Source organism: Alteromonas sp. AWQ4_252 (assembly GCF_056158205.1).
On the sequence record NZ_JBSWSV010000001.1, the window covers coordinates 1498017 to 1515171 of the forward strand.

Here is a 17155-nt window from a genome sequence, read left to right on the forward strand (position 1 = left end):
TACGTATTTTTGTCCCAGCGAACGTAGTGAGTGAGTTTACGTGCTTGTTAAACCAACAATGATAGCCTAAATTGACCTAATTAAAGACCTTTTAGGAGACCGTTATGGCGGCGAGAGTTTTGGCGGAAGTTGCTGCGAGTATTACAGAACTAAAAGCAAACCCTATGAAAGTTGCGAGCAGTGCATATGGCGATCCTGTCGCTATATTGAATAGGAATGAACCCGCATTCTACTGTGTACCGGCTGAGATTTACGAAAAAATGATGGATCGTTTGGAGGATCTGGAACTACTACAGCTTGTTAAAGAAAGGCAAGGTGAAGAAAGCGTTTCGGTGAATTTGGATGACCTATAAATTAGAGTTTAAGAGAAGCGCCCTAAAAGAATGGAATAAGCTTGGTAGTACTTTGCAGCAGTAATTGAAAAAGAAGTTAGAAGAGAGGTTAAAAACACCGCACGTAGCCCCAGATAGAGTGTTAGGTGCCGATAATGTTTATAAAATAAAATTACGTCAATCAGGATATAGGTTGGTGTATCAGGTACTTGATGACGTAGTTGTAGTTACAGTGCTTGCTGTGGGAAAACGCGAGAGAAATGAGGCTTACAAAAAAGCATTAAAGAGACTTGATGCTGAATAGGGGTTTAGCGTCCCAGCGAGCGAAGCGAGAGCCTTGAGTGGTTTGTTAGGTACGTTTATAAACATCGGAGCGATGCCCGAATTTTATCTGAATTAGTTCCGACCAGATCTGACACATCGACTTGAAAAGATGAGAGTTACCCAGTTTGATAAAGGTGTCGAATCTTTATTAAACAAACCAAAAGGTAACTCTCATGTTGCATACTAGCAATCCAATCATTAAACACAAAGCAGGATTACTCAATCTGGCCGAAGAACTCGGCAACGTCTCTAAGGCCTGTAAAGTGATGGGCGTATCCCGAGATACGTTTTATCGCTATCAGGAGTTAGTTGAAGATGGCGGTGTTGATTCGCTCATCAGCAAATCCAGAAGAACCCCTAATTTAAAGAATCGCGTTGATGAACAGACCGAGCAAGCTGTACTCGTTCACGCTGTCGATTTTCCCGCACACGGCCAAGCCAGAACCAGTAATGAACTTCGCAAGCAAGGCGTATTCGTGTCCGGCAGTGGCGTGCGTTCTATCTGGCTTCGTCATAACCTTGAGAACTTTAAAAAGCGACTGGCTGCGCTTGAGGAGAAGGTCGAGAAGGAAGGAATTATACTAACCGATGAGCAAGTTGCAGCACTGGAAAAGAAGAAGCAGGATGATGAAGCCTGCGGTGAAATTGAAACACATCATCCAGGCTATCTTGGCTCTCAGGACACGTTTTATGTTGGGAATTTAAAAGGTGTTGGTCGGATTTACCAGCAGACGTTTGTTGATACCTACAGCAAAATAGCGTTTGCCAAGCTCTACACAACGAAGACGCCTATCACCTCAGCAGATGTGCTGAATGATCGCGTATTGCCGTTCTTCGAGACACAGGAGCTGCCGATGCTAAGAATTCTTACCGACAGAGGCACGGAATATTGTGGGAAGGTCGAACAGCATGATTACCAGCTCTATCTGGCGATAAACGATATCGACCACACCAAAACAAAAGCCCGTCATCCCCAGACAAACGGTATCTGTGAACGCTTCCACAAAACCATTCTAAACGAGTTTTATCAGGTTACGTTCCGCAAGAGACTCTATGATTCACTGGAAATGTTGCAGAAAGATCTGGACGAGTGGCTGGATTATTACAACAATGAACGAACTCATCAGGGCAAAATGTGCTGTGGCAGAACGCCGATGGAAACATTAATTGATGGGAAACAGATTTGGGCTGAGAAGAATTTAGCTCAAATCTAATCTGACGCTGGCACCAGAAAAACTGGGTAACTGTCAGATCAGGTCTGAGCTAGTACATTTTATCACCTGTACTATAAGCTCGGTTTCTCGGATTTCATAAATTATTCTATAAAGACCCTGTCGGATACGATACAAGTCGAGTCCACTAAGCTTAATTGCTCCATCCCTTCGCGGGTTTTCAGCTAATAAGTCAATTTTTGCGAGGATCTTTTTAATGTCTGATTTGGGAATTGTCCTAAAATCTTTTGCTACAGATTTCTTGAAAGTGACTCTATATTTTTCCATCAGCTTCCAAACTGTTTAGCAAGTCCTCATAGGAAATTACTGGCTCTTTAGCCCTCTGTTTTACCGCAGCCAAATCTTCCTGATCTTCTTTCATTAGAAGTCTCACAGCTTCATCAATCAGTTCTGATATTGAGGTATCTGATGATGCTGCCCGCAGCTTCAGCGCATTATGAATTGCTGGCTCGAAATAGACAGTTGATCGTTTTGATAAAGTACTCATGGGTAAGTCCTCAAATAAGTAACATCAAAACATTATAGCGTCAAAACGTCATTTGGGCTAATTTTTACTCAAGAGTACCTAACGCCTAAATTACCGGCAAATTAAAGCTTTGCGACGATAGGAGCCAAGCTTTAATTTGTCCGAGTGGATTTTTTTGTTAGGCATAAAAAAGCCCCGGAAATTACCAGGGCTTCTAACAATACTGGCTACCAAAATTCTACGCAGATTTCTTTCTTCTTGAGAAACCAATGCCTGCTAATCCAAGCCCCAATAATGCCATAGACGCAGGTTCAGGAACGGATACTGAACTACCCAGTTGGATATTATCAATTAACGCTGAACTAGTATTACTAATTTGAATCTCATCAAAAAGGATATTAGAAAATCCATAAAACCCTTCTGAGGGGTCATCGAAAGTTGTACTCTCCGAAAATGACTCTACTACACTTCCATTTAACAGAGCAGTGAATGTTGTTGTTTGTGGGTTAGTTGCAAAACCAAAAGCAACGTCTGTTTGGTCTGTACTAAAAAACATTGAGAAAGGGTTTATTAGAGGGCTGAAATTACCTAAGTAATGACCATCTATTCCAGGGAATGAAGAAGAGCCTTGTGTATCGTATTGCAAACCAGTAGTGAAAGTAACACCTAGGGAGGAGTACTGAGTATCAACGACGGTGTTTTGAGCGAAGACAAATTCATCAAATGTTATCGTGTTTACCGGGCTAGCCAAACCTGTGTTATTGATGATGGGACTGGCAAGTGCGCTTCCGCTCAAAACTAAACCCAGCGCTATCAATGCGATTTTTTTCATTTTTTTCTAACCCAGTTAAAAAGATTTAAAGTTATAGCTGATAGAGCAAAAAAGAGGCCAAATATGTATCTTATTGTATTTATTAGGGATTTGTTTTTCTCAATCGAAATGCTTCGCCAAGTGCAAAATAATCTGACACTTTACCTAGCGGATTGTAAAAATTATTTACCGTTGGTTGGCAATGCTGATTTCACTGCCCCTTATGTGATTGTTATACGCGCCTTTATACCGCCGCTAGGTTATAAGGTGAGACATGTAAAGAACTTTGATGTTGCCGCGTTTGCCATAAATCAAAAGCATTTTGCAAACGTAGCCAATGGTCAGCTGAAGGCTTACCAAAGACCAGCTCTAAGCGAAGTGCCATCTCTGGGGTGATGGCTCCTTTGCCATTAAGAACTTTTGACAGTGTTTTGCGGCTAACATCTAAATGCTGAGCGACATCAGTGATAGTGAGTTCTAGAGCATCAATAACAAGTTCTTTGAGTATCTCACCGGGATGCGCTGGGTTATGCATATTCATTAGTGATAATCCTCGTAGTTAACGATTTCGACATCTCGTCCAACAAAGCGATATGTAACTCTCCAGTTATCACTCACTCTGACAGACCAAATATCATTTCTGTTACCTTTGAGTTTATGCATATAGAGACCGGGAAAATCCATGTCATCAGGCGTTTCAGCTTGATCGAGATTGGACAGGATCAGACGAAGCTTATTTTCATGCTTCTTCTGAATTCCTGATGTGGTTCCTTTAGCGTAAAACTTCTGAAGGCCTTTATGTATAAAACTCTTAATCATACGGCCATTGTAACCTCATGGGTTACGGTTTGCTAGTGGAGTTTTCGGCGCGTATAACGCCCCGCTAAACGGCGAGCGTTAGCGAGTCCGGTGGAGGCCACGCTTTTTGTGGCCGGAACGAATTTGAGCGGCTTGTTACACGGAAGCTTCATAGGACTTAATTATTTTCTTTAAATCATAGATATCCATCGTTTCGTTTTGTCTATGCAGCATTCTGTGGCAATTCGAGCAAACTAGAGCCAAATCAGATACTTTTGTTTTCGTATTTCCATCTAGCTTGGAAACTGGAACCTTGCGGTGCGCCTCAATAAATCCCAAGCCCAGCTTTCCATATTTTTTATAAAAATCAAATTCACAAACATCACAGGATAATTCTCCAGTTTCTTTGAGTCTTGCCGCCTTAGCCTTTCTCGAAATACTAGAGTCGCGCTCCCTTGAGCGATGAAGGAGGTATTTTTCTTTTCCTTCTGCGAATGAAGACTCATCCTCATCACTGACAATTACATCTAGAGCGCCTTCACGACGATCTATAACCGTATAACCTCTACTTCTTAGATAGTCTCTTGCCCTCACTGCGTTAAAATCATTAGCGGAAAGCTCATTCCCAAAAGCATATTTAGCGGCCATTGAAATGACATACTTTGGAGGATAGCGTTTATTGCCATGCAGATAGTCATAATGGACAGACTTTCTAGAAACCGGAATCCCATCCCTAATAATTTCTTGAACTGCTAGCTCTAAATGTTTCTTTTCTATTCCATCAGGTATCAACTAAATTCTCCTGCCGTGTAACGCCCACATGTCCGCGTCCCAGCCCGCGCAGCGGGCGAACTTAATTTGTTTGTTATATGCAAAAATACAGTCAATTGCTAGTAGTAGATTGGACATCGTTTTTTACCACGAGAACAATTAAAAAAATGAGTGCTACAGGCGGCAATAGTGCAGTGAAGAATGCGATTACCGCTGTAAGAACAGGAGTTTGAGTTTTTCTTTTACCCAAATAGTAACCAAGTACAGCCATTATAACTGCTAGAACAATAACAACTTGGCCGAAGAGTGTTGCATTTATATTCATTGTACAAATTCCTTTTGCATATAACGCCCCTAATAAACGGCAAATGCTTGCTGGCTAAAATTAGCGAGGTACGAGCAAAGCCAGCGAGTATTTGTCCGGTTGATTGGGTTGTTAGCTTCTTTCATCCCTCTGAACTTTACTTGATTGTCCGAAGAGAAAATATAGTGCCATTAATGCCCCAATTGCAAAACTTAAAGTATGTCCTGGTTTAGGGTAGCCGGACGTTCTTAAGTCAAGGTACATCGCGGGTAATGTGGAGAACAAAACACAAAATAATAGTAAGTAATCTCGTTTAAACCTGAATAGATAAAATAATAACCCAAAACCAGCAAAACCAAGCGCAGCCTGTGAAGCACCTGTACCAGTATTCCAAGGAGCTGAACCAAACTGTGTAGTGAAAAATGTACCTAGTGAACCGGCAACTAACCAAATTGAAAATACATACCAAAAGCCTGTCTTACGCTCTATAAGAGCACATAAAATGGCGATACTTAACACGTTATAAAGCATATGCTTTTGATGGACGTGAATAAACTGAGAAGTGAATAGGCGCCAAAATTCAAAATTTTTTAGACCATCTATTGTTAACCCGCCGTAATCAGCGAGATAAATGATTCTAGATTTACCGAATAGCGAGCCTGAAACCTGAAAAGCGACAAAAATAGAAACTGTTATCGTTAATACACATATTATTATGCTGAAAATGGGTTTGTGACTTGAATTCATATTCTTCCTTGAAGCTAACGCCGTGCTCAGAGGCATTTTTGGAGGAGCTGTTTTGTGGTAACAACCACAAAACCAAGCGACGGAGAAAATGTCCGCTGGAGCACTTTGTTATGCCATTTTATTAATGACATATTATCTACTCACCAGTCCCAACAAAACCCACCATGCGGGATACTAGATCACCCTTCTTTTCTATGAAATATTGGCCAAGCTGTACTTTATGAGAACCATCTGGGCCTGGACCACCAAACTCAACAGTAACCCGAGTTACGTCTTCGGTGACGTCGCTTTTCAAAACTTTCGCAGACCAACCAGGCGCATTATCGCTAAACATACCCAAGTAAGTATTCAAGGCTTCAGTACCAATGAGTGGTTCTGGTGTTCTAGGATCACTATATCTTACGCTTTCTATTACTGCACTACTTATCATTGCAAGTCGAGTTTTAGCGTCTTCTTCTTTCCAAGCATCAAAAAATGTTTCTACAGAATCTGCCATTTTCATTTCCTAAGTTTGTGGGTCTCTCGGGCGCATAACACCCGCATAACGGGCAAAAATACGTAGGCTACAATACTAAGCGAAGCGCAGGGAGCCTACGTGTTTTTGTCCCAAGGAGCGCTAGCGACTGAGACGATGCGTTTGTTATACGCAATTTGCCACAAATGTAGCACATTGCTACAATGTGATAATGAACTATAAGGAGACATATTATGGCAACCGCGAGCGTAAGACTAGACCAAGATCTAGTTGAGAAAGCTACCATTATGGGTAAAGCACTAAACCGAACGATGCCAAAACAGATTGAGCATTGGGCAAAAATAGGTGAAATGATGGAAGATAATCCTGATTTACCATACGAATTCGTGAAACAAGCAATTATTTCCAAAGCTGAAAAAGAGGCAGGAAAATTGGAGCCTTACGATTTTGGCTAAGATTACCAGTGTTTTACAGACAGCTAATTTTAAGAGAGCAGTAAAAAAGTTACATCAGAATCAAAAAAAAGACTTGGATAAAGCTATTAAGGAGCTAATGGCCGATCCTCTTCTAGGCGAGCAGAAAAAAGGCGACCTAGCCTTTCTTCGTGTGTATAAATTCAAGATGGTCAAGCAGTTAACTTTACTTGGTTACAGCTACGAGGATGGAACTGTAATACTTGAATTGATAGCTCTTGGCTCTCATGAAAACTTTTATCGCGATGTTAAAAAGTTATTCTGACCAATTGCGTATAACACATGGGTTAAAATTAGGAACGAAGTGACGCAGCCCATGTGTTAGCGTCCCAGCGAGCTGGCGAGCGATTTAATGCGTTTGTTATAAGCCGCCAAAATTACCACTTAGCCATCCTTGATACTCATAACCCTTTGAACGATAAAAGGCTAACTCTACGTTTTTGAAAGAATCAAAGTATGCAGCGACAAATGGCACAAAGAATATGGCTGCAAAGTATTGCTTTACCTCACCTTCAGGTATGTATCCTACCTCATGGATGAGCCAATGGTTAATATCGAAGAACCTGAAGAATGTGACGGCAAGTAACCCAAATATTAAAGAACCAAACAGTTTTACCCAAGTTAAACGGGCAAACTGCCAAAGAATTCTTGAGACATTTGACAGGAATAAAACGTAAAAGTAAAAAATTACAACAAATAAAACAGCTTCGATATTTAAGTCCTTAGGGATTAAAAAATATGCGAATGCTGGAGCCATAAAACTTAACATCTTACGCTTGTAAGTTTCTACGAAGAATGAACCTTCGTTTATTACATCATCAGGAAGTGAAGTTACTGTTTTCATAGTGGCTTATAACTTCTAAATATGGGGCACAAACAAGCAGGCTACAATGGCGAAGCCGCCTGCCTGTTTGTGTTCCAGCCCGCCTGCGGGCGACATGACTTTTTTGTTAGCTGCCACTTTTGTTAAACATTTTTGGTGAGCGCCAACTAACAAGCCCTGATAATACAAGCAATACGGCAAAAGTTAGATACCAGTACTCTTGAGTGAGGCCGATAAGCTTTACACTATTGTCGGTAATGAAGTACGTAATAAAAGCAGCAACCAAAATGTGCTGAATTTTTAAGGATTTTTTGTGTGTGCGCTGCCCAATAAAGAAACCAACACCAGCAGGAATGCCACACAAGAAAAACACCAAGAAATACGCTGTGATACTTCCTTGTTTAGCTAGTGAAGTAAGACTAAATAAAACAGCAATCGCCGCAACGGCTAAACCAAAAATCCATGCATCTCTATCTATTGCCAAACCTACCTCCTTGGCAGCTAACTTCCCACTAAGGGGCGATAACAAATGGGCTAAAATTAGGAACGAAGTGACGCAGCCCATGTGTTAGCGTTCCAGCGAGCGAAGCGAGAGTCTTGAGTGGTTTGTTAGAACTTATTGCTTAGATACCCGCCTAGCTTTGATTACACGATTTACACATACGACAATAGCAAATATATATGCCGCAAGAATGGATAAAAAGATGAATGGCGATGTTTCATATCTATAGGTGCTTCTCCTCAAACTAACTGTACCAGTATTTACCGCATCTAAGCTTAGCCATACGAAGAACAGTGCAGCAATTATCAGAACAACTTGTCCACCTGCACCAAGTTTTATTTCTTTAGAAGAAAGAGCTTCATCATCCTCTACTAAATTATTGTTAACTTCTCGTCGCTCCAGTTGAGATTTAATTAGTTTCACCCGTTCCGGGAACTCATCGTGATTAATCGATTCCAAAGCATCTAAAAGTTCTGACGTAGCGTATTTTGAATAATCCGGTTCCATCAAGAGCACCATTGAGTTCTAACGTTTCAATAACCGGCAGCGTTGTGGGGAAGCCACGCTTTTAGCTGTCCGGCGCTGAAGGCGCGAAGTTAATTGACTTGTTATGTTTCATTTCAGCAACTCCAAGTTTGACTTTCGGTAGACTTCCATGATTGAAGATCATTCATTGAAACGTACCAGCGGTTTATATTTGGGTAAGCATGAAAAGGGAATTCGCATACTTTAAAGTAGGTTGTCATAGCCGCAATGGAAAAATCGGCCAGTGAAATATTAGCTCCCGTAAGCCAATCATTTTTCAGGCTACTTTCTAAGTAAGACATCTGTTTCATGCAATCGGGGGAGTCCCAATCGACCGGTGAGGTAGGTGCTGGAAGCACTGACGGCAATAACTTATGGCCTACATGAGTACCCATTACTTTACTCAATACAGGTTGCCACTGACTACTTTCCCAAAATAGCCATTGATTTATAGCTGTCTGACTAGAAGGATTTGATGAATACAGCTCGTTTGTACGAGAATATTCTGAAAGATAAATAATAATTGCGTTAGATTCAGTAATGATGTCATTATCAACTACTAGAGTAGGAATTTGCCCAAGTTTATTAATAGACAAATAACTCTCTGTCTGACCTTCTCCCTTATATACATCGTTGCTTGCGTGTGAATATTCGATTCCCAAATATCGTGCAACAGCCACCACTTTTCTAAAGTTTGCCGACTTTAGAGAACCATGAATTTTGATATTTTTTTTCATAATGAGCAAAAATCCCTCAATGAAACATAACACCCTAATTTGGCGGCACAAACGCGTGGGCTACACTGCGAAGCAGCGCCCGCGTGATTGTGTCCCCAACATTTGTTTGTTAGGCGGCATGCAGATCTATGGGCTGCACGTTATCCAAATTGATGTTCTGCTTTGCCTGCCAAAGCTCGTAATTGTCTTGCATGCTAAGCCAACTTTCAGGGCTGCGCCCTAATACCTTTGATAGCCTTAATGCCATTTCTGGTGTTACTGCACTTTTCCCCTTAACGACACGATTTAGTGTTGAAGCGGCAACACCAAGGTGGGTAGCAAGTGTCCTGCAACTGATGCCGTGTGGTTCCATGTAGATGGACTCAATAAATTCACCGGGATGTGGTGGGTTATGCATATTCATTAGTGATAATCCTCGTAATTTAAGATGTAAGCATTACCATCCGTGAACTCGAAAGTTACTCTCCAGTTGCCGTTAACTGATATCGACCAAATGTTTGACCTTTCCCCTTTAAGTTGATGTAGAGAAAAGCCAGGTAAATTGATGTCATCGATTTCTTGTGCGGTATGGATAGCAGCTAACTGCATGCGAAGTTTTTTCGCGTGCTTAGTCTGTACGCCTGAAGTTTTCCCTTTTTCGAAAAACAGCTTCAGGCCCTTATGTTTAAATGACTTAATCATGGGAAGAGTGTAGCGCATTGCGCAACGCGGTGCAACTTGACGCCTAACTTCCAAATATGGGGCGCAAACACGTGTGCAATAATGGCGAAGCCGCGCACGTGTTTGTGTCCCAACGAGCGACAGCGAGTGCCATAATTTGTTTGTTAGCTGCCATTGTCAAATTGAAAAGTGATAGCGTATACGCTAGCATATAATCTATGAGTAAAGTAGTTATTGACACCAGTGTACTTATTAGCGCCCTGATTGGTAAAACAGGGCCAGCCCGAGAAGTGATAAGGCAATGCTTGTTGGGGGATTTAAAGCCGCTGATTAGCACGACCTTATTCTTGGAGTACGAAGCAGTAAGCAAGCGAGACAAAATTAAAGAGTTGTGCCCGCTTACCGAGGACGAAGTGAGCGAGTTGCTAGCAGCATTTTTTAGTGTTTGCGAATGGGTGCAGATACATTATTTGTGGCGGCCAAATTTAAAAGATGAAGGCGATAATTTTCTTATAGAGCTTGCAGTGGCAGGAAATGCCGAGGGCATTATTACGAATAACCTAAAAGACCTGAGAAATGCGGAATTACAATTTGATGGTTTGAAAGTGTTAGCGCCTGAAGATTATCTGAGAGGAGTTTAATATGTCCACTTTAACGGTACGTTTACCAGACGATAAGCATAATCGATTGAAGGCTTTGGCGGCGCATAAAAAGTTGAGCTTAAACAAGTTGATAGAAGAATTGTCTACACAAGCAATAGCTGAATTTGATACTGAGGTAAGATTTAAGGCGATTGCTGCTACTGGAGACAAAAAGAAGGGTTTGGAACTTCTAGATAAGCTTGATTCACACTTTGGCAGCTAACGCTAAGCTTTGGGGCACTAGCACGTGGGCTAAAATCCGAACGAAGTGAGTCAGCCCACGTGTTAGCGTCCCAGCGACCGGAGGGAGTGCCAACAGCGTCTTGTTAGCTGCGCTTTTGCCACGTTCTTGGTGCTCTGCTTGTATGCATGACAGCAAATACCAGAACTTTATTGTCAAACATTTTGTAAAAAATGCCGAATGGAAAGCGTCCGATAAGTACGCGGCGAAAATCTCGGTACACTTTCTGGTAAATCTCTGGGTTTTCTGTAATGTTAATCATTGCTGATTCTACAGAGGCAATAAAATCATTTCCTAGCCCAGTTTGGCATTGTTGATAATAAGAATATGCCTCTTTGATATCTTCTTCTGCTTCTGGCCTGATTGATAAGATAAATTTCATCAGCCAGTGATTCTGCTCTTAACGTCGCTCCAACTTGAACCAAAGTTCTGGTCAGCTTCGAAAGACATTAGTCTATCGTTAAGAAGCTGAGCTTGCTCTTTTGATAATTCAATAGAAACTTGTTCAGCAGCTACTGAGTCCCAAATTCTCTGGGCGAGTTCAACTTTTTCTATAGTTGAGAGGTTCTCTATTTTCATAGCAGGTCTCCTAATATATGTAGTGCTATTAGTATAATTGTTTATTAAACAAAAGGCATTTTGATTTCATTGAAGCAGCTAACTTCCAAATAAGGGGCGCAGACATGTGGGCGAAAATGGCGAAGCCGCCCACATGTTTGCGTCCCAGCCCGCGCAGCGGGCGAACTTAATTTGTTTGTTATAAATGATTTGTGGATAAAGCTGCAAGTAAAAAGAGTACGGATTTGAATTCGCTGTTGATGTTTTTAACAGCCAGCCATGGCGCATGCTGAGCTCAAGCGGCGATTAAAAGAGATTTGCGGCCGCAAGTAAGCACTGATGCAGCGACTGTAGAACTGGAAACGGCCTTTCACTTTCCTGGTCGTAGCCGTTCTTGAATTATCTGCGAAGAGAGGCCGAAAAGAGCGCGTTGTTTACGCAGTAGAATGTTCGAGTATTACTGCTGTAAATTGAAAAGAAGAGCGGGGATTTACTAACTAATGAATAAAAGAGTTTAAGTCCAAATTGCGCCATGGGTTATAACACTAAGCTTTTGGGCGCAGGCGCGGGGCTATAATCGCGAAGCGGCCCCGTGTTTGCGTCCCAGCGACCGAAGGGAGTGCCAACAGCGTTTTGTTAGGCATGTTCCCACCACGAAGAGCTTAAATAATGAATTGGAATGTCGTTTTCCCAAGGATCTATACCTTGTTTTTCCAATGAGTCGAACCATTGTTCTCTCCGGGATGACGGCAATTCTGCACCACACCAATTGCAGTATTTCATGATTGAATATTCATAACCACTATTCAATCTCAGCCCATACTCTTGATAAGCCCCACTGTAATAAATTGGGTGTTCAGCATCTTTAACTGCATCTTCCATGTCTGTACAACAACACTTAGGTAGTGATTGTCGTTCATTTTTAAGCATCATTACTATGGTCATATCGCGAAATGCCTAACGCCCAACTTAGGGGCAATAACACGTGGGCTAAAATTGGAGCGAAGCGACTGAGCCTACGTGTTATTGTCCCAGTGAGCGCCAGCGAACGACTACAGTTGTTTGTTATGTGGCCGCCTGTTAAAACGAATTGATGTAATCGTTGAGTTCAGGATAAATGGAGTTAAGTGCTTCAACCGTTTTAATAACGAGTTCCTCACCTGATACTTTGCCTTCGACATACCAAACTTCTCTATCTGCTTCCTCGACTGATTTAACACCGGCTATATTAGTTAACGTCTCGTCTATCAATCGCCTAAACTTAGTTTCTAACGGCTCGTCTCTAACAAATTCTGCGACTGGCAAAAAGACATACCAAGTATTTTCGTTTTCAGCTGGCTGCACAGAAACGCCAAGAATTTCAGGATCATTAGTTTGAGCTTCGTAGATACTAACACCATCAAATACAATTTCTTTCACTTCTATACCGCCAGCTATACAGAGCCCTGAAGAAACTAACAGTTTCACTAATAAAAGCAGTTTTAAAGAAAATCGAAGATGCATAGTCAAATTATCCTATTGCCACATAACACCCCACTAAGGGGCGCTAACACATGGGCTAAAATCAGGAACGAAGTGACGCAGCCCATGTGTTAGCGTCCCAGCGAGCGAAGCGAGAGCCTTGAGTGGTTTGTTATAAACCCGACCTCTATTTATTTTTTTGAAAATCATACTGAGCTTTTACATCATCTAACAAATATTTAGCATCGCTAACTATAAGTTGTTGGGCCTCACTCGTTTTCAATTCAAAGACATTTTCAATGCCTTCATCGTGTAAGTAATTTAGTTCATGGTCATTACAAGTTTTAATCCATCTTCCTTGACCTAAAGCCGTAACTTGCTCGTTAGGTTGTAGAACGCCCTCTTCAAATTTTAAATCTTCAGCATAGACACCAATAAATCGCTTTGGCTCAGAGCCTATAGACTGTAACACCAACGCACGGTTTTCGTTTTCCTCTTTTGTCAGAAATCCACCGCTATCTTTCATGTAAGTACTCTCATCATGCACTTTACCTACATGTACAATTACTTTTGCCTCATCCGTGCGGATTAGAGCCAGAGCATCCTCACACTTTATTAAGAATGGTTTTGAAGTTTCTACATATTTCGAAGTTTGCCACGCTTCCTCTGTCCTAGACCGAGCATTAACTCTTTGCACCTTTTCTGAAAATCTGAATGTATAGGCTGAACATTCTCGTTGAGTTAATGGGGCAATTAGTGGCTTTGCCAAAGAAACAAGATTCCCCTGAATACGCACAATATCATTATCTTTACAGTTGGATATTCTAGATCTAGCCTTCTGTTTAAACGTTCTAATTAACTTTCCTCTACCCCAGAAAAAAGAATAGATCTTTAGGAGTAACATAGGAATCAAAACAACTCCGCTAAGGAGAAGTAACCATCGATTAAGTTCAGATGCCCATAGATTTCCAAACCACTCGGAGTGCTCCGAAAGTTCCCAGCCACCAAACGCAAGCAGAAAGAACAATCCAAAGCCTAAGAACATACCCAAGTAATGTCGTACGGTTTCGTTAATTTTCAAGTACAGTCCTTGTTAAATGAATCGGAATCATTCCCTTAGGGTTTATAACTTTTAAATAAGGGGCGCAGGCATGTGGGGCATAATGGCGAAGCCGCCCCGCATGTATGCGTCCCAGCCCGCGCAGCGGGCGTACTTAATTTTTTGTTATAAGCCACTTTTAATACGACCTAGTTTAGCTAAATTAATCACCACAGCCGCCACCAGAATCTGAACCCTCATTACCCGAATATAAGTTACTACTATCAGAACCGTCCGCAACAGGATTGCCGGCATTTACTTTAGGGTTTATTGAGCGAAGGACAAGCAAAGTAATAGCTGGGCCACCTACTGGAATAAGCCAATTAACAAGTAACGTAATAACTCGAGAGCTATTATTGATGAATAATGTGTTGTTAACAGCTAGTGTATTAAAAAATGCCCAAGCCAAATGAACACAAACAATTCCAGCTAATAAGTAAACCATAAGTTAGGTTTTCCTGGTGGCATATAACGCCCAAATAAGGGGCGCGGACATGTGGGCGAGAATGGCGAAGCCGCCCACATGTTTGCGTCCCAGTGCGCGCTAGCGCACGACTTAATTTGTTTGTTATAAATGATTTGTGGATAAAGCTGCAAGTAAAAAGGGTGCGGTTTTGATTTTGTTTGCGATGTTTTTAACGACCGGCCATGGCGCATGCTGAGCTTAAGCGGCGATAAAAAGAGATTTGCGGCCGCAAGTAAGCACTGATGCAGCAACTGTAGAACAGGAAACAGCCTTTCACTTTCCTGGTCGTAGCCGTTCTTGAATTATCTGCGAAGAGAGGCCGAAAAGAGCGTGTTGTTTACGCAGTAGAATGTTTGAGAATTGATGCCGTAAATTGAAAAGTAAAACGTGAATCTACTGACTACTGAAAAAAGGGTTTAAGCCCAAATTGCGCCATGGTTTATAACGCTAAGCTTTGGGGCGCTAGCACGTGGGCTAAAATCCGAACGAAGTGAGTCAGCCCACGTGTTAGCGTCCCAGCGACCGGAGGGAGTGCCAACAGCGTTTTGTTAGCTGCGCTTTTGCCACGTTCTTGGTGCTCTGCTTGTATGCATGACAGCAAATACCAGAACTTTATTGTCAAACATTTTGTAAAAAATGCCGAATGGAAAGCGTCCGATAAGTACGCGGCGAAAATCTCGGTACACTTTCTGGTAAATCTCTGGGTTTTCTGTGATGTTAATCATTGCTGATTCTACAGAGGTAATAAAATCATTTCCTAGCCCAGTTTGGCATTGTTGATAATAAGAATATGCCTCTTTGATATCTTCTTCTGCTTCTGGCCTGATTGATAAGATAAATTTCATCAGCCAGTGATTCTGCTCTTAACGTCGCTCCAACTTGAACCAAAGTTCTGGTCAGCTTCGAAAGACATTAGTCTATCGTTAAGAAGCTGAGCTTGCTCTTTTGATAATTCAATAGAAACTTGTTCAGCAGCTACTGAGTCCCAAATTCTCTGGGCGAGTTCAACTTTTTCTATAGTTGAGAGGTTCTCTATTTTCATAGCAGGTCTCCTAATATATGTAGTGCTATTAGTATAATTGTTTATTAAACAAAAGGCATTTTGATTTCATTGAAGCAGCTAACACCCACATAAGGGGCAGTAATACGTGGGCTAAAATCGGAGCGAAGCGACAGAGCCCACGTGTTGCTGTCCCAGCGAAGCGCCTTAATGTGATTGTTATATTTTTAGTTAAAAATAACCGGTAAAGTTACCGAAATCCCACAGCCTTCACCGTATGAAAAGACAAAAAAGTGTTTTCTAACCAATTCATTTCCAACTGTATACCACACTACTTTTCCATCATCATGCTCGAAAGCTTCCGCTGGCATAAACAGAGAAGGTTCCTCAAGGCTATCGATAAAAAGTGCCGAATTTTGATATTCTCGATTATCAATTTTGTTCGGAATCACAATTTCTACTGAGTAACTTCCATCAAAATAATCGGTATTAACTTTAAAAAGCTGACGATATTTTTCATTCCAAAGAAACTCTTGTTCTTCAGTCACAATGCAAGTAGTCGCGTTGGAAGCCCCACAAAATAACAAGCTTAATAAAATCCATCTCAATTTGAACTTACTCCGAAAATATAACACCCTGCTTAGGGGCGGAAACACATGGGCTAAAATTAGGAACGAAGTGACGCAGCCCATGTGTTTGCGTCCCAGCGAGCCTGCGAGCGACTACAGCAGATTGTTATACGCGTTTCTCAACTTTCCAAGGAGGATTTAAGCGGTTTTCACCTGACCAGTAAAGTTTGATTTTGTTACCAGACGGATCTTTAAGTATGGCTTCTTTCCACAAGTACCGTTGCTCTGTGGGCAGTTGTTCAAAATGAAAACCTTTTTTAGTTAACTCAGCACACAGTTCGTCAAGTTTTTCATGCTCGAAGTAAATCACAGAACTGTTTTCAAATTCACCGGTTTCGAGTGATAAGGAAAAGGTAGAATTCCCATCTGGGCAAGAAAACCTTGCATAATGAGGCGTATCGACAATTTGTGTGAAGCCGAGATTTAGGTAAAAGTTAGCAGCAATATCCATATCTTTTACTGGTAACGTAACTTGGTTAAGTTCCATTTAAACTCCTAGCGTATAACGCCCCGCTTAGGGGCAAAAATACGTGGGCTATAATAACGAGCGAAGCGAGGACAGCCCACGTGTTTTTGTCCCAGCAAGCTCCGCTTGCGTCTACAGCGGTTTGTTATATTTGTGGTTATTCAATCCACTGAACATTTGTTTTCTGGATGCCCAAACCCTGTTTGAATTTAATTGGGAATTCGAGGCTAGGTTCGTTTACCCAACCGCGCTCAACAAACAAGTTATAACCAGAGTCCGTTTTTTCGTAACGGACTGCACCTAACCAAATTGCATCCCACTGCCCAAGAAATTCTAATTCCTCTAACGATTCAGGGTAAGTGCCATTACGAACCTTATGCAACTCAATAATTGATATTGCAGAAACGAAATTCTGGGTACCGAATGTGGTATCAGCTTCTGGAAAGACACCAAAATCACATGCTGTAAGAGAAAGAAGCACTATTGCTATGAGAAAAATCCGTTTCACTTGGAAAATCCTTCAGAAAATATAACACCCCGCTTAGGGGCAATAACACGTGGGCTAAAATTTGGAGCGAAGCGACTGAGCCCACGTGTTATTGTCCCAGGGAGCT

The 17155-nt window shown here is 41.6% G+C and carries 32 protein-coding genes and 1 pseudogene; 7 read left to right on the forward strand and 26 right to left on the reverse strand.

The window, feature by feature from the left end; all coding sequences use genetic code 11:
• Nucleotides 1-104 precede the first annotated feature (104 nt).
• The 3 genes and pseudogenes from ACXACM_RS06560 (at nt 105) to ACXACM_RS06570 (ending at nt 1870) form a co-directional block, all read left to right on the forward strand.
• Complete coding sequence (locus tag ACXACM_RS06560; RefSeq protein WP_032095995.1) at nt 105-353, forward strand: type II toxin-antitoxin system Phd/YefM family antitoxin; 249 nt, start codon at nt 105-107, stop codon at nt 351-353.
• Nucleotides 343-636: pseudogene (locus ACXACM_RS06565) on the forward strand (type II toxin-antitoxin system RelE family toxin). The gene ACXACM_RS06560 and the pseudogene ACXACM_RS06565 overlap by 11 nt, the downstream one beginning before the upstream one ends.
• Nucleotides 637-829: 193 nt before the next feature.
• The gene (locus tag ACXACM_RS06570) at nt 830-1870 is read left to right on the forward strand and encodes an IS481 family transposase (RefSeq protein ID WP_474820604.1); all 1041 of its coding nucleotides are present in this window, start codon (nt 830-832) and stop codon (nt 1868-1870) included.
• Nucleotides 1871-1903: 33 nt separating this feature from the next.
• On the opposite strand, the gene ACXACM_RS06575 is transcribed toward ACXACM_RS06570, so the two are convergent.
• The 9 genes from ACXACM_RS06575 to ACXACM_RS06615 form a co-directional block, all read right to left on the reverse strand.
• A complete protein-coding gene (locus ACXACM_RS06575; protein ID WP_474820605.1) occupies nt 1904-2155 on the reverse strand; it encodes a type II toxin-antitoxin system RelE family toxin in 252 nt (83 codons plus the stop codon).
• On the reverse strand, nt 2142-2375 hold the full coding sequence (locus ACXACM_RS06580; RefSeq protein ID WP_474820607.1) for a ribbon-helix-helix domain-containing protein: 234 nt from the start codon (nt 2373-2375) through the stop codon (nt 2142-2144). The genes ACXACM_RS06575 and ACXACM_RS06580 overlap by 14 nt, the downstream gene beginning before the upstream one ends.
• A 217-nt stretch (nt 2376-2592) precedes the next feature.
• On the reverse strand, nt 2593-3186 hold the full coding sequence (locus tag ACXACM_RS06585) for a PEP-CTERM sorting domain-containing protein (protein ID WP_474820608.1): 594 nt from the start codon (nt 3184-3186) through the stop codon (nt 2593-2595).
• Nucleotides 3187-3409: 223 nt separating this feature from the next.
• On the reverse strand, nt 3410-3706 hold the full coding sequence (locus ACXACM_RS06590; RefSeq protein ID WP_474820609.1) for a HigA family addiction module antitoxin: 297 nt from the start codon (nt 3704-3706) through the stop codon (nt 3410-3412).
• Entirely contained in the window at nt 3706-3984 is a 279-nt protein-coding gene (locus tag ACXACM_RS06595) for a type II toxin-antitoxin system RelE/ParE family toxin (RefSeq protein WP_474820611.1), read from the reverse strand. The genes ACXACM_RS06590 and ACXACM_RS06595 overlap by 1 nt, the downstream gene beginning before the upstream one ends.
• A 135-nt stretch (nt 3985-4119) precedes the next feature.
• A complete protein-coding gene (locus ACXACM_RS06600; protein WP_474820612.1) occupies nt 4120-4755 on the reverse strand; it encodes an HNH endonuclease in 636 nt (211 codons plus the stop codon).
• A 91-nt stretch (nt 4756-4846) separates the two neighbouring features.
• A complete protein-coding gene (locus ACXACM_RS06605; RefSeq protein ID WP_474820614.1) occupies nt 4847-5059 on the reverse strand; it encodes a hypothetical protein in 213 nt (70 codons plus the stop codon).
• A 111-nt stretch (nt 5060-5170) separates the two neighbouring features.
• Nucleotides 5171-5785, reverse strand: coding sequence for a rhomboid family intramembrane serine protease (locus ACXACM_RS06610; protein WP_474820615.1), 615 nt, complete (start codon nt 5783-5785; stop codon nt 5171-5173).
• A gap of 136 nt (nt 5786-5921) precedes the next feature.
• Complete coding sequence (locus ACXACM_RS06615; RefSeq protein WP_348477755.1) at nt 5922-6281, reverse strand: hypothetical protein; 360 nt, start codon at nt 6279-6281, stop codon at nt 5922-5924.
• 212 nt (nt 6282-6493) lie between these two features.
• Between ACXACM_RS06615 and ACXACM_RS06620 the strand changes: the two genes are divergently transcribed.
• Together ACXACM_RS06620 and ACXACM_RS06625 are read left to right on the forward strand one after the other, a co-directional pair.
• On the forward strand, nt 6494-6715 hold the full coding sequence (locus ACXACM_RS06620; protein ID WP_012518669.1) for a TA system antitoxin ParD family protein: 222 nt from the start codon (nt 6494-6496) through the stop codon (nt 6713-6715).
• Complete coding sequence (locus ACXACM_RS06625; RefSeq protein WP_474820617.1) at nt 6708-6998, forward strand: type II toxin-antitoxin system RelE/ParE family toxin; 291 nt, start codon at nt 6708-6710, stop codon at nt 6996-6998. Before ACXACM_RS06620 ends, ACXACM_RS06625 begins: the two co-directional genes overlap by 8 nt.
• Before the next feature lie 96 nt (nt 6999-7094).
• On the opposite strand, the gene ACXACM_RS06630 is transcribed toward ACXACM_RS06625, so the two are convergent.
• The 6 genes from ACXACM_RS06630 to ACXACM_RS06655 form a co-directional block, all read right to left on the reverse strand.
• A complete protein-coding gene (locus ACXACM_RS06630) occupies nt 7095-7577 on the reverse strand; it encodes a hypothetical protein (RefSeq protein WP_474820618.1) in 483 nt (160 codons plus the stop codon).
• A 106-nt stretch (nt 7578-7683) separates the two neighbouring features.
• The gene (locus ACXACM_RS06635; protein ID WP_474820619.1) at nt 7684-8040 is read right to left on the reverse strand and encodes a hypothetical protein; all 357 of its coding nucleotides are present in this window, start codon (nt 8038-8040) and stop codon (nt 7684-7686) included.
• 132 nt (nt 8041-8172) lie between these two features.
• Nucleotides 8173-8565, reverse strand: a complete 393-nt coding sequence (locus ACXACM_RS06640) for a hypothetical protein (protein ID WP_474820621.1) — start codon at nt 8563-8565, stop codon at nt 8173-8175.
• Nucleotides 8566-8678: 113 nt separating this feature from the next.
• Complete coding sequence (locus tag ACXACM_RS06645; RefSeq protein WP_474820623.1) at nt 8679-9320, reverse strand: glutathione S-transferase family protein; 642 nt, start codon at nt 9318-9320, stop codon at nt 8679-8681.
• A gap of 109 nt (nt 9321-9429) precedes the next feature.
• Nucleotides 9430-9723 (reverse strand): HigA family addiction module antitoxin, encoded by a 294-nt coding sequence (locus tag ACXACM_RS06650; protein WP_032095616.1) that lies wholly within the window; start codon nt 9721-9723, stop codon nt 9430-9432.
• Complete coding sequence (locus tag ACXACM_RS06655) at nt 9723-10001, reverse strand: type II toxin-antitoxin system RelE/ParE family toxin (protein WP_159119719.1); 279 nt, start codon at nt 9999-10001, stop codon at nt 9723-9725. The genes ACXACM_RS06650 and ACXACM_RS06655 overlap by 1 nt, the downstream gene beginning before the upstream one ends.
• A 197-nt stretch (nt 10002-10198) precedes the next feature.
• Between ACXACM_RS06655 and ACXACM_RS06660 the strand changes: the two genes are divergently transcribed.
• Both ACXACM_RS06660 and ACXACM_RS06665 read left to right on the forward strand, forming a co-directional pair.
• Nucleotides 10199-10621, forward strand: coding sequence for a putative toxin-antitoxin system toxin component, PIN family (locus ACXACM_RS06660; RefSeq protein ID WP_474820624.1), 423 nt, complete (start codon nt 10199-10201; stop codon nt 10619-10621).
• A 1-nt stretch (nt 10622) separates the two neighbouring features.
• On the forward strand, nt 10623-10844 hold the full coding sequence (locus ACXACM_RS06665; RefSeq protein ID WP_012517112.1) for a toxin-antitoxin system HicB family antitoxin: 222 nt from the start codon (nt 10623-10625) through the stop codon (nt 10842-10844).
• A 103-nt stretch (nt 10845-10947) separates the two neighbouring features.
• On the opposite strand, the gene ACXACM_RS06670 is transcribed toward ACXACM_RS06665, so the two are convergent.
• From ACXACM_RS06670 to ACXACM_RS06720, 11 genes are all read right to left on the reverse strand, one after another.
• Nucleotides 10948-11244 (reverse strand): type II toxin-antitoxin system RelE/ParE family toxin, encoded by a 297-nt coding sequence (locus ACXACM_RS06670; protein WP_474820626.1) that lies wholly within the window; start codon nt 11242-11244, stop codon nt 10948-10950.
• Nucleotides 11244-11441, reverse strand: a complete 198-nt coding sequence (locus ACXACM_RS06675) for an addiction module protein (protein WP_474820628.1) — start codon at nt 11439-11441, stop codon at nt 11244-11246. Before ACXACM_RS06675 ends, ACXACM_RS06670 begins: the two co-directional genes overlap by 1 nt.
• A 615-nt stretch (nt 11442-12056) precedes the next feature.
• Nucleotides 12057-12365: a DUF6980 family protein gene (locus ACXACM_RS06680; RefSeq protein WP_474820629.1), complete on the reverse strand. Its 309-nt coding sequence runs from the start codon at nt 12363-12365 to the stop codon at nt 12057-12059.
• Between the two features lie 135 nt (nt 12366-12500).
• Entirely contained in the window at nt 12501-12923 is a 423-nt protein-coding gene (locus tag ACXACM_RS06685) for a hypothetical protein (RefSeq protein ID WP_474820631.1), read from the reverse strand.
• Nucleotides 12924-13068: 145 nt separating this feature from the next.
• Nucleotides 13069-13962 (reverse strand): hypothetical protein, encoded by an 894-nt coding sequence (locus ACXACM_RS06690; protein WP_474820632.1) that lies wholly within the window; start codon nt 13960-13962, stop codon nt 13069-13071.
• A gap of 181 nt (nt 13963-14143) precedes the next feature.
• On the reverse strand, nt 14144-14425 hold the full coding sequence (locus ACXACM_RS06695; RefSeq protein WP_342326365.1) for a hypothetical protein: 282 nt from the start codon (nt 14423-14425) through the stop codon (nt 14144-14146).
• Nucleotides 14426-14994: 569 nt separating this feature from the next.
• Nucleotides 14995-15291: a type II toxin-antitoxin system RelE/ParE family toxin gene (locus tag ACXACM_RS06700; RefSeq protein WP_474820634.1), complete on the reverse strand. Its 297-nt coding sequence runs from the start codon at nt 15289-15291 to the stop codon at nt 14995-14997.
• Nucleotides 15291-15488 carry an addiction module protein gene (locus ACXACM_RS06705; protein ID WP_474820628.1) on the reverse strand — a complete coding sequence of 66 codons (198 nt, stop codon included), beginning with the start codon at nt 15486-15488 and terminating at the stop codon, nt 15291-15293. The genes ACXACM_RS06700 and ACXACM_RS06705 overlap by 1 nt, the downstream gene beginning before the upstream one ends.
• 185 nt (nt 15489-15673) lie before the next feature.
• Nucleotides 15674-15994, reverse strand: a complete 321-nt coding sequence (locus tag ACXACM_RS06710) for a hypothetical protein (protein ID WP_474820635.1) — start codon at nt 15992-15994, stop codon at nt 15674-15676.
• A 187-nt stretch (nt 15995-16181) separates the two neighbouring features.
• Entirely contained in the window at nt 16182-16562 is a 381-nt protein-coding gene (locus ACXACM_RS06715) for a VOC family protein (protein WP_474820637.1), read from the reverse strand.
• A gap of 136 nt (nt 16563-16698) precedes the next feature.
• Entirely contained in the window at nt 16699-17049 is a 351-nt protein-coding gene (locus ACXACM_RS06720) for a hypothetical protein (RefSeq protein WP_474820638.1), read from the reverse strand.
• Between the last annotated feature and the right edge of the window lie 106 nt (nt 17050-17155).

Excerpts from the sequence above, each read along its gene's own strand:
- ACXACM_RS06560 (WP_032095995.1), top strand. The coding sequence starts at position 105 with ATGGCGGCGAGAGTTTTGGCGGAAGTTGCTGCGAGTATTACAGAACTA.
- ACXACM_RS06570 (WP_474820604.1), top strand. The coding sequence starts at position 830 with ATGTTGCATACTAGCAATCCAATCATTAAACACAAAGCAGGATTACTC.
- ACXACM_RS06575 (WP_474820605.1), bottom strand. The coding sequence starts at position 2,155 with ATGGAAAAATATAGAGTCACTTTCAAGAAATCTGTAGCAAAAGATTTT.
- ACXACM_RS06580 (WP_474820607.1), bottom strand. The coding sequence starts at position 2,375 with ATGAGTACTTTATCAAAACGATCAACTGTCTATTTCGAGCCAGCAATT.
- ACXACM_RS06585 (WP_474820608.1), bottom strand. The coding sequence starts at position 3,186 with ATGAAAAAAATCGCATTGATAGCGCTGGGTTTAGTTTTGAGCGGAAGC.
- ACXACM_RS06590 (WP_474820609.1), bottom strand. The coding sequence starts at position 3,706 with ATGAATATGCATAACCCAGCGCATCCCGGTGAGATACTCAAAGAACTT.
- ACXACM_RS06595 (WP_474820611.1), bottom strand. The coding sequence starts at position 3,984 with ATGATTAAGAGTTTTATACATAAAGGCCTTCAGAAGTTTTACGCTAAA.
- ACXACM_RS06605 (WP_474820614.1), bottom strand. The coding sequence starts at position 5,059 with ATGAATATAAATGCAACACTCTTCGGCCAAGTTGTTATTGTTCTAGCA.
- ACXACM_RS06610 (WP_474820615.1), bottom strand. The coding sequence starts at position 5,785 with ATGAATTCAAGTCACAAACCCATTTTCAGCATAATAATATGTGTATTA.
- ACXACM_RS06615 (WP_348477755.1), bottom strand. The coding sequence starts at position 6,281 with ATGGCAGATTCTGTAGAAACATTTTTTGATGCTTGGAAAGAAGAAGAC.
- ACXACM_RS06620 (WP_012518669.1), top strand. The coding sequence starts at position 6,494 with ATGGCAACCGCGAGCGTAAGACTAGACCAAGATCTAGTTGAGAAAGCT.
- ACXACM_RS06630 (WP_474820618.1), bottom strand. The coding sequence starts at position 7,577 with ATGAAAACAGTAACTTCACTTCCTGATGATGTAATAAACGAAGGTTCA.
- ACXACM_RS06640 (WP_474820621.1), bottom strand. The coding sequence starts at position 8,565 with ATGGAACCGGATTATTCAAAATACGCTACGTCAGAACTTTTAGATGCT.
- ACXACM_RS06645 (WP_474820623.1), bottom strand. The coding sequence starts at position 9,320 with ATGAAAAAAAATATCAAAATTCATGGTTCTCTAAAGTCGGCAAACTTT.
- ACXACM_RS06650 (WP_032095616.1), bottom strand. The coding sequence starts at position 9,723 with ATGAATATGCATAACCCACCACATCCCGGTGAATTTATTGAGTCCATC.
- ACXACM_RS06655 (WP_159119719.1), bottom strand. The coding sequence starts at position 10,001 with ATGATTAAGTCATTTAAACATAAGGGCCTGAAGCTGTTTTTCGAAAAA.
- ACXACM_RS06660 (WP_474820624.1), top strand. The coding sequence starts at position 10,199 with ATGAGTAAAGTAGTTATTGACACCAGTGTACTTATTAGCGCCCTGATT.
- ACXACM_RS06665 (WP_012517112.1), top strand. The coding sequence starts at position 10,623 with ATGTCCACTTTAACGGTACGTTTACCAGACGATAAGCATAATCGATTG.
- ACXACM_RS06670 (WP_474820626.1), bottom strand. The coding sequence starts at position 11,244 with ATGAAATTTATCTTATCAATCAGGCCAGAAGCAGAAGAAGATATCAAA.
- ACXACM_RS06675 (WP_474820628.1), bottom strand. The coding sequence starts at position 11,441 with ATGAAAATAGAGAACCTCTCAACTATAGAAAAAGTTGAACTCGCCCAG.
- ACXACM_RS06680 (WP_474820629.1), bottom strand. The coding sequence starts at position 12,365 with ATGACCATAGTAATGATGCTTAAAAATGAACGACAATCACTACCTAAG.
- ACXACM_RS06685 (WP_474820631.1), bottom strand. The coding sequence starts at position 12,923 with ATGCATCTTCGATTTTCTTTAAAACTGCTTTTATTAGTGAAACTGTTA.
- ACXACM_RS06695 (WP_342326365.1), bottom strand. The coding sequence starts at position 14,425 with ATGGTTTACTTATTAGCTGGAATTGTTTGTGTTCATTTGGCTTGGGCA.
- ACXACM_RS06700 (WP_474820634.1), bottom strand. The coding sequence starts at position 15,291 with ATGAAATTTATCTTATCAATCAGGCCAGAAGCAGAAGAAGATATCAAA.
- ACXACM_RS06705 (WP_474820628.1), bottom strand. The coding sequence starts at position 15,488 with ATGAAAATAGAGAACCTCTCAACTATAGAAAAAGTTGAACTCGCCCAG.
- ACXACM_RS06715 (WP_474820637.1), bottom strand. The coding sequence starts at position 16,562 with ATGGAACTTAACCAAGTTACGTTACCAGTAAAAGATATGGATATTGCT.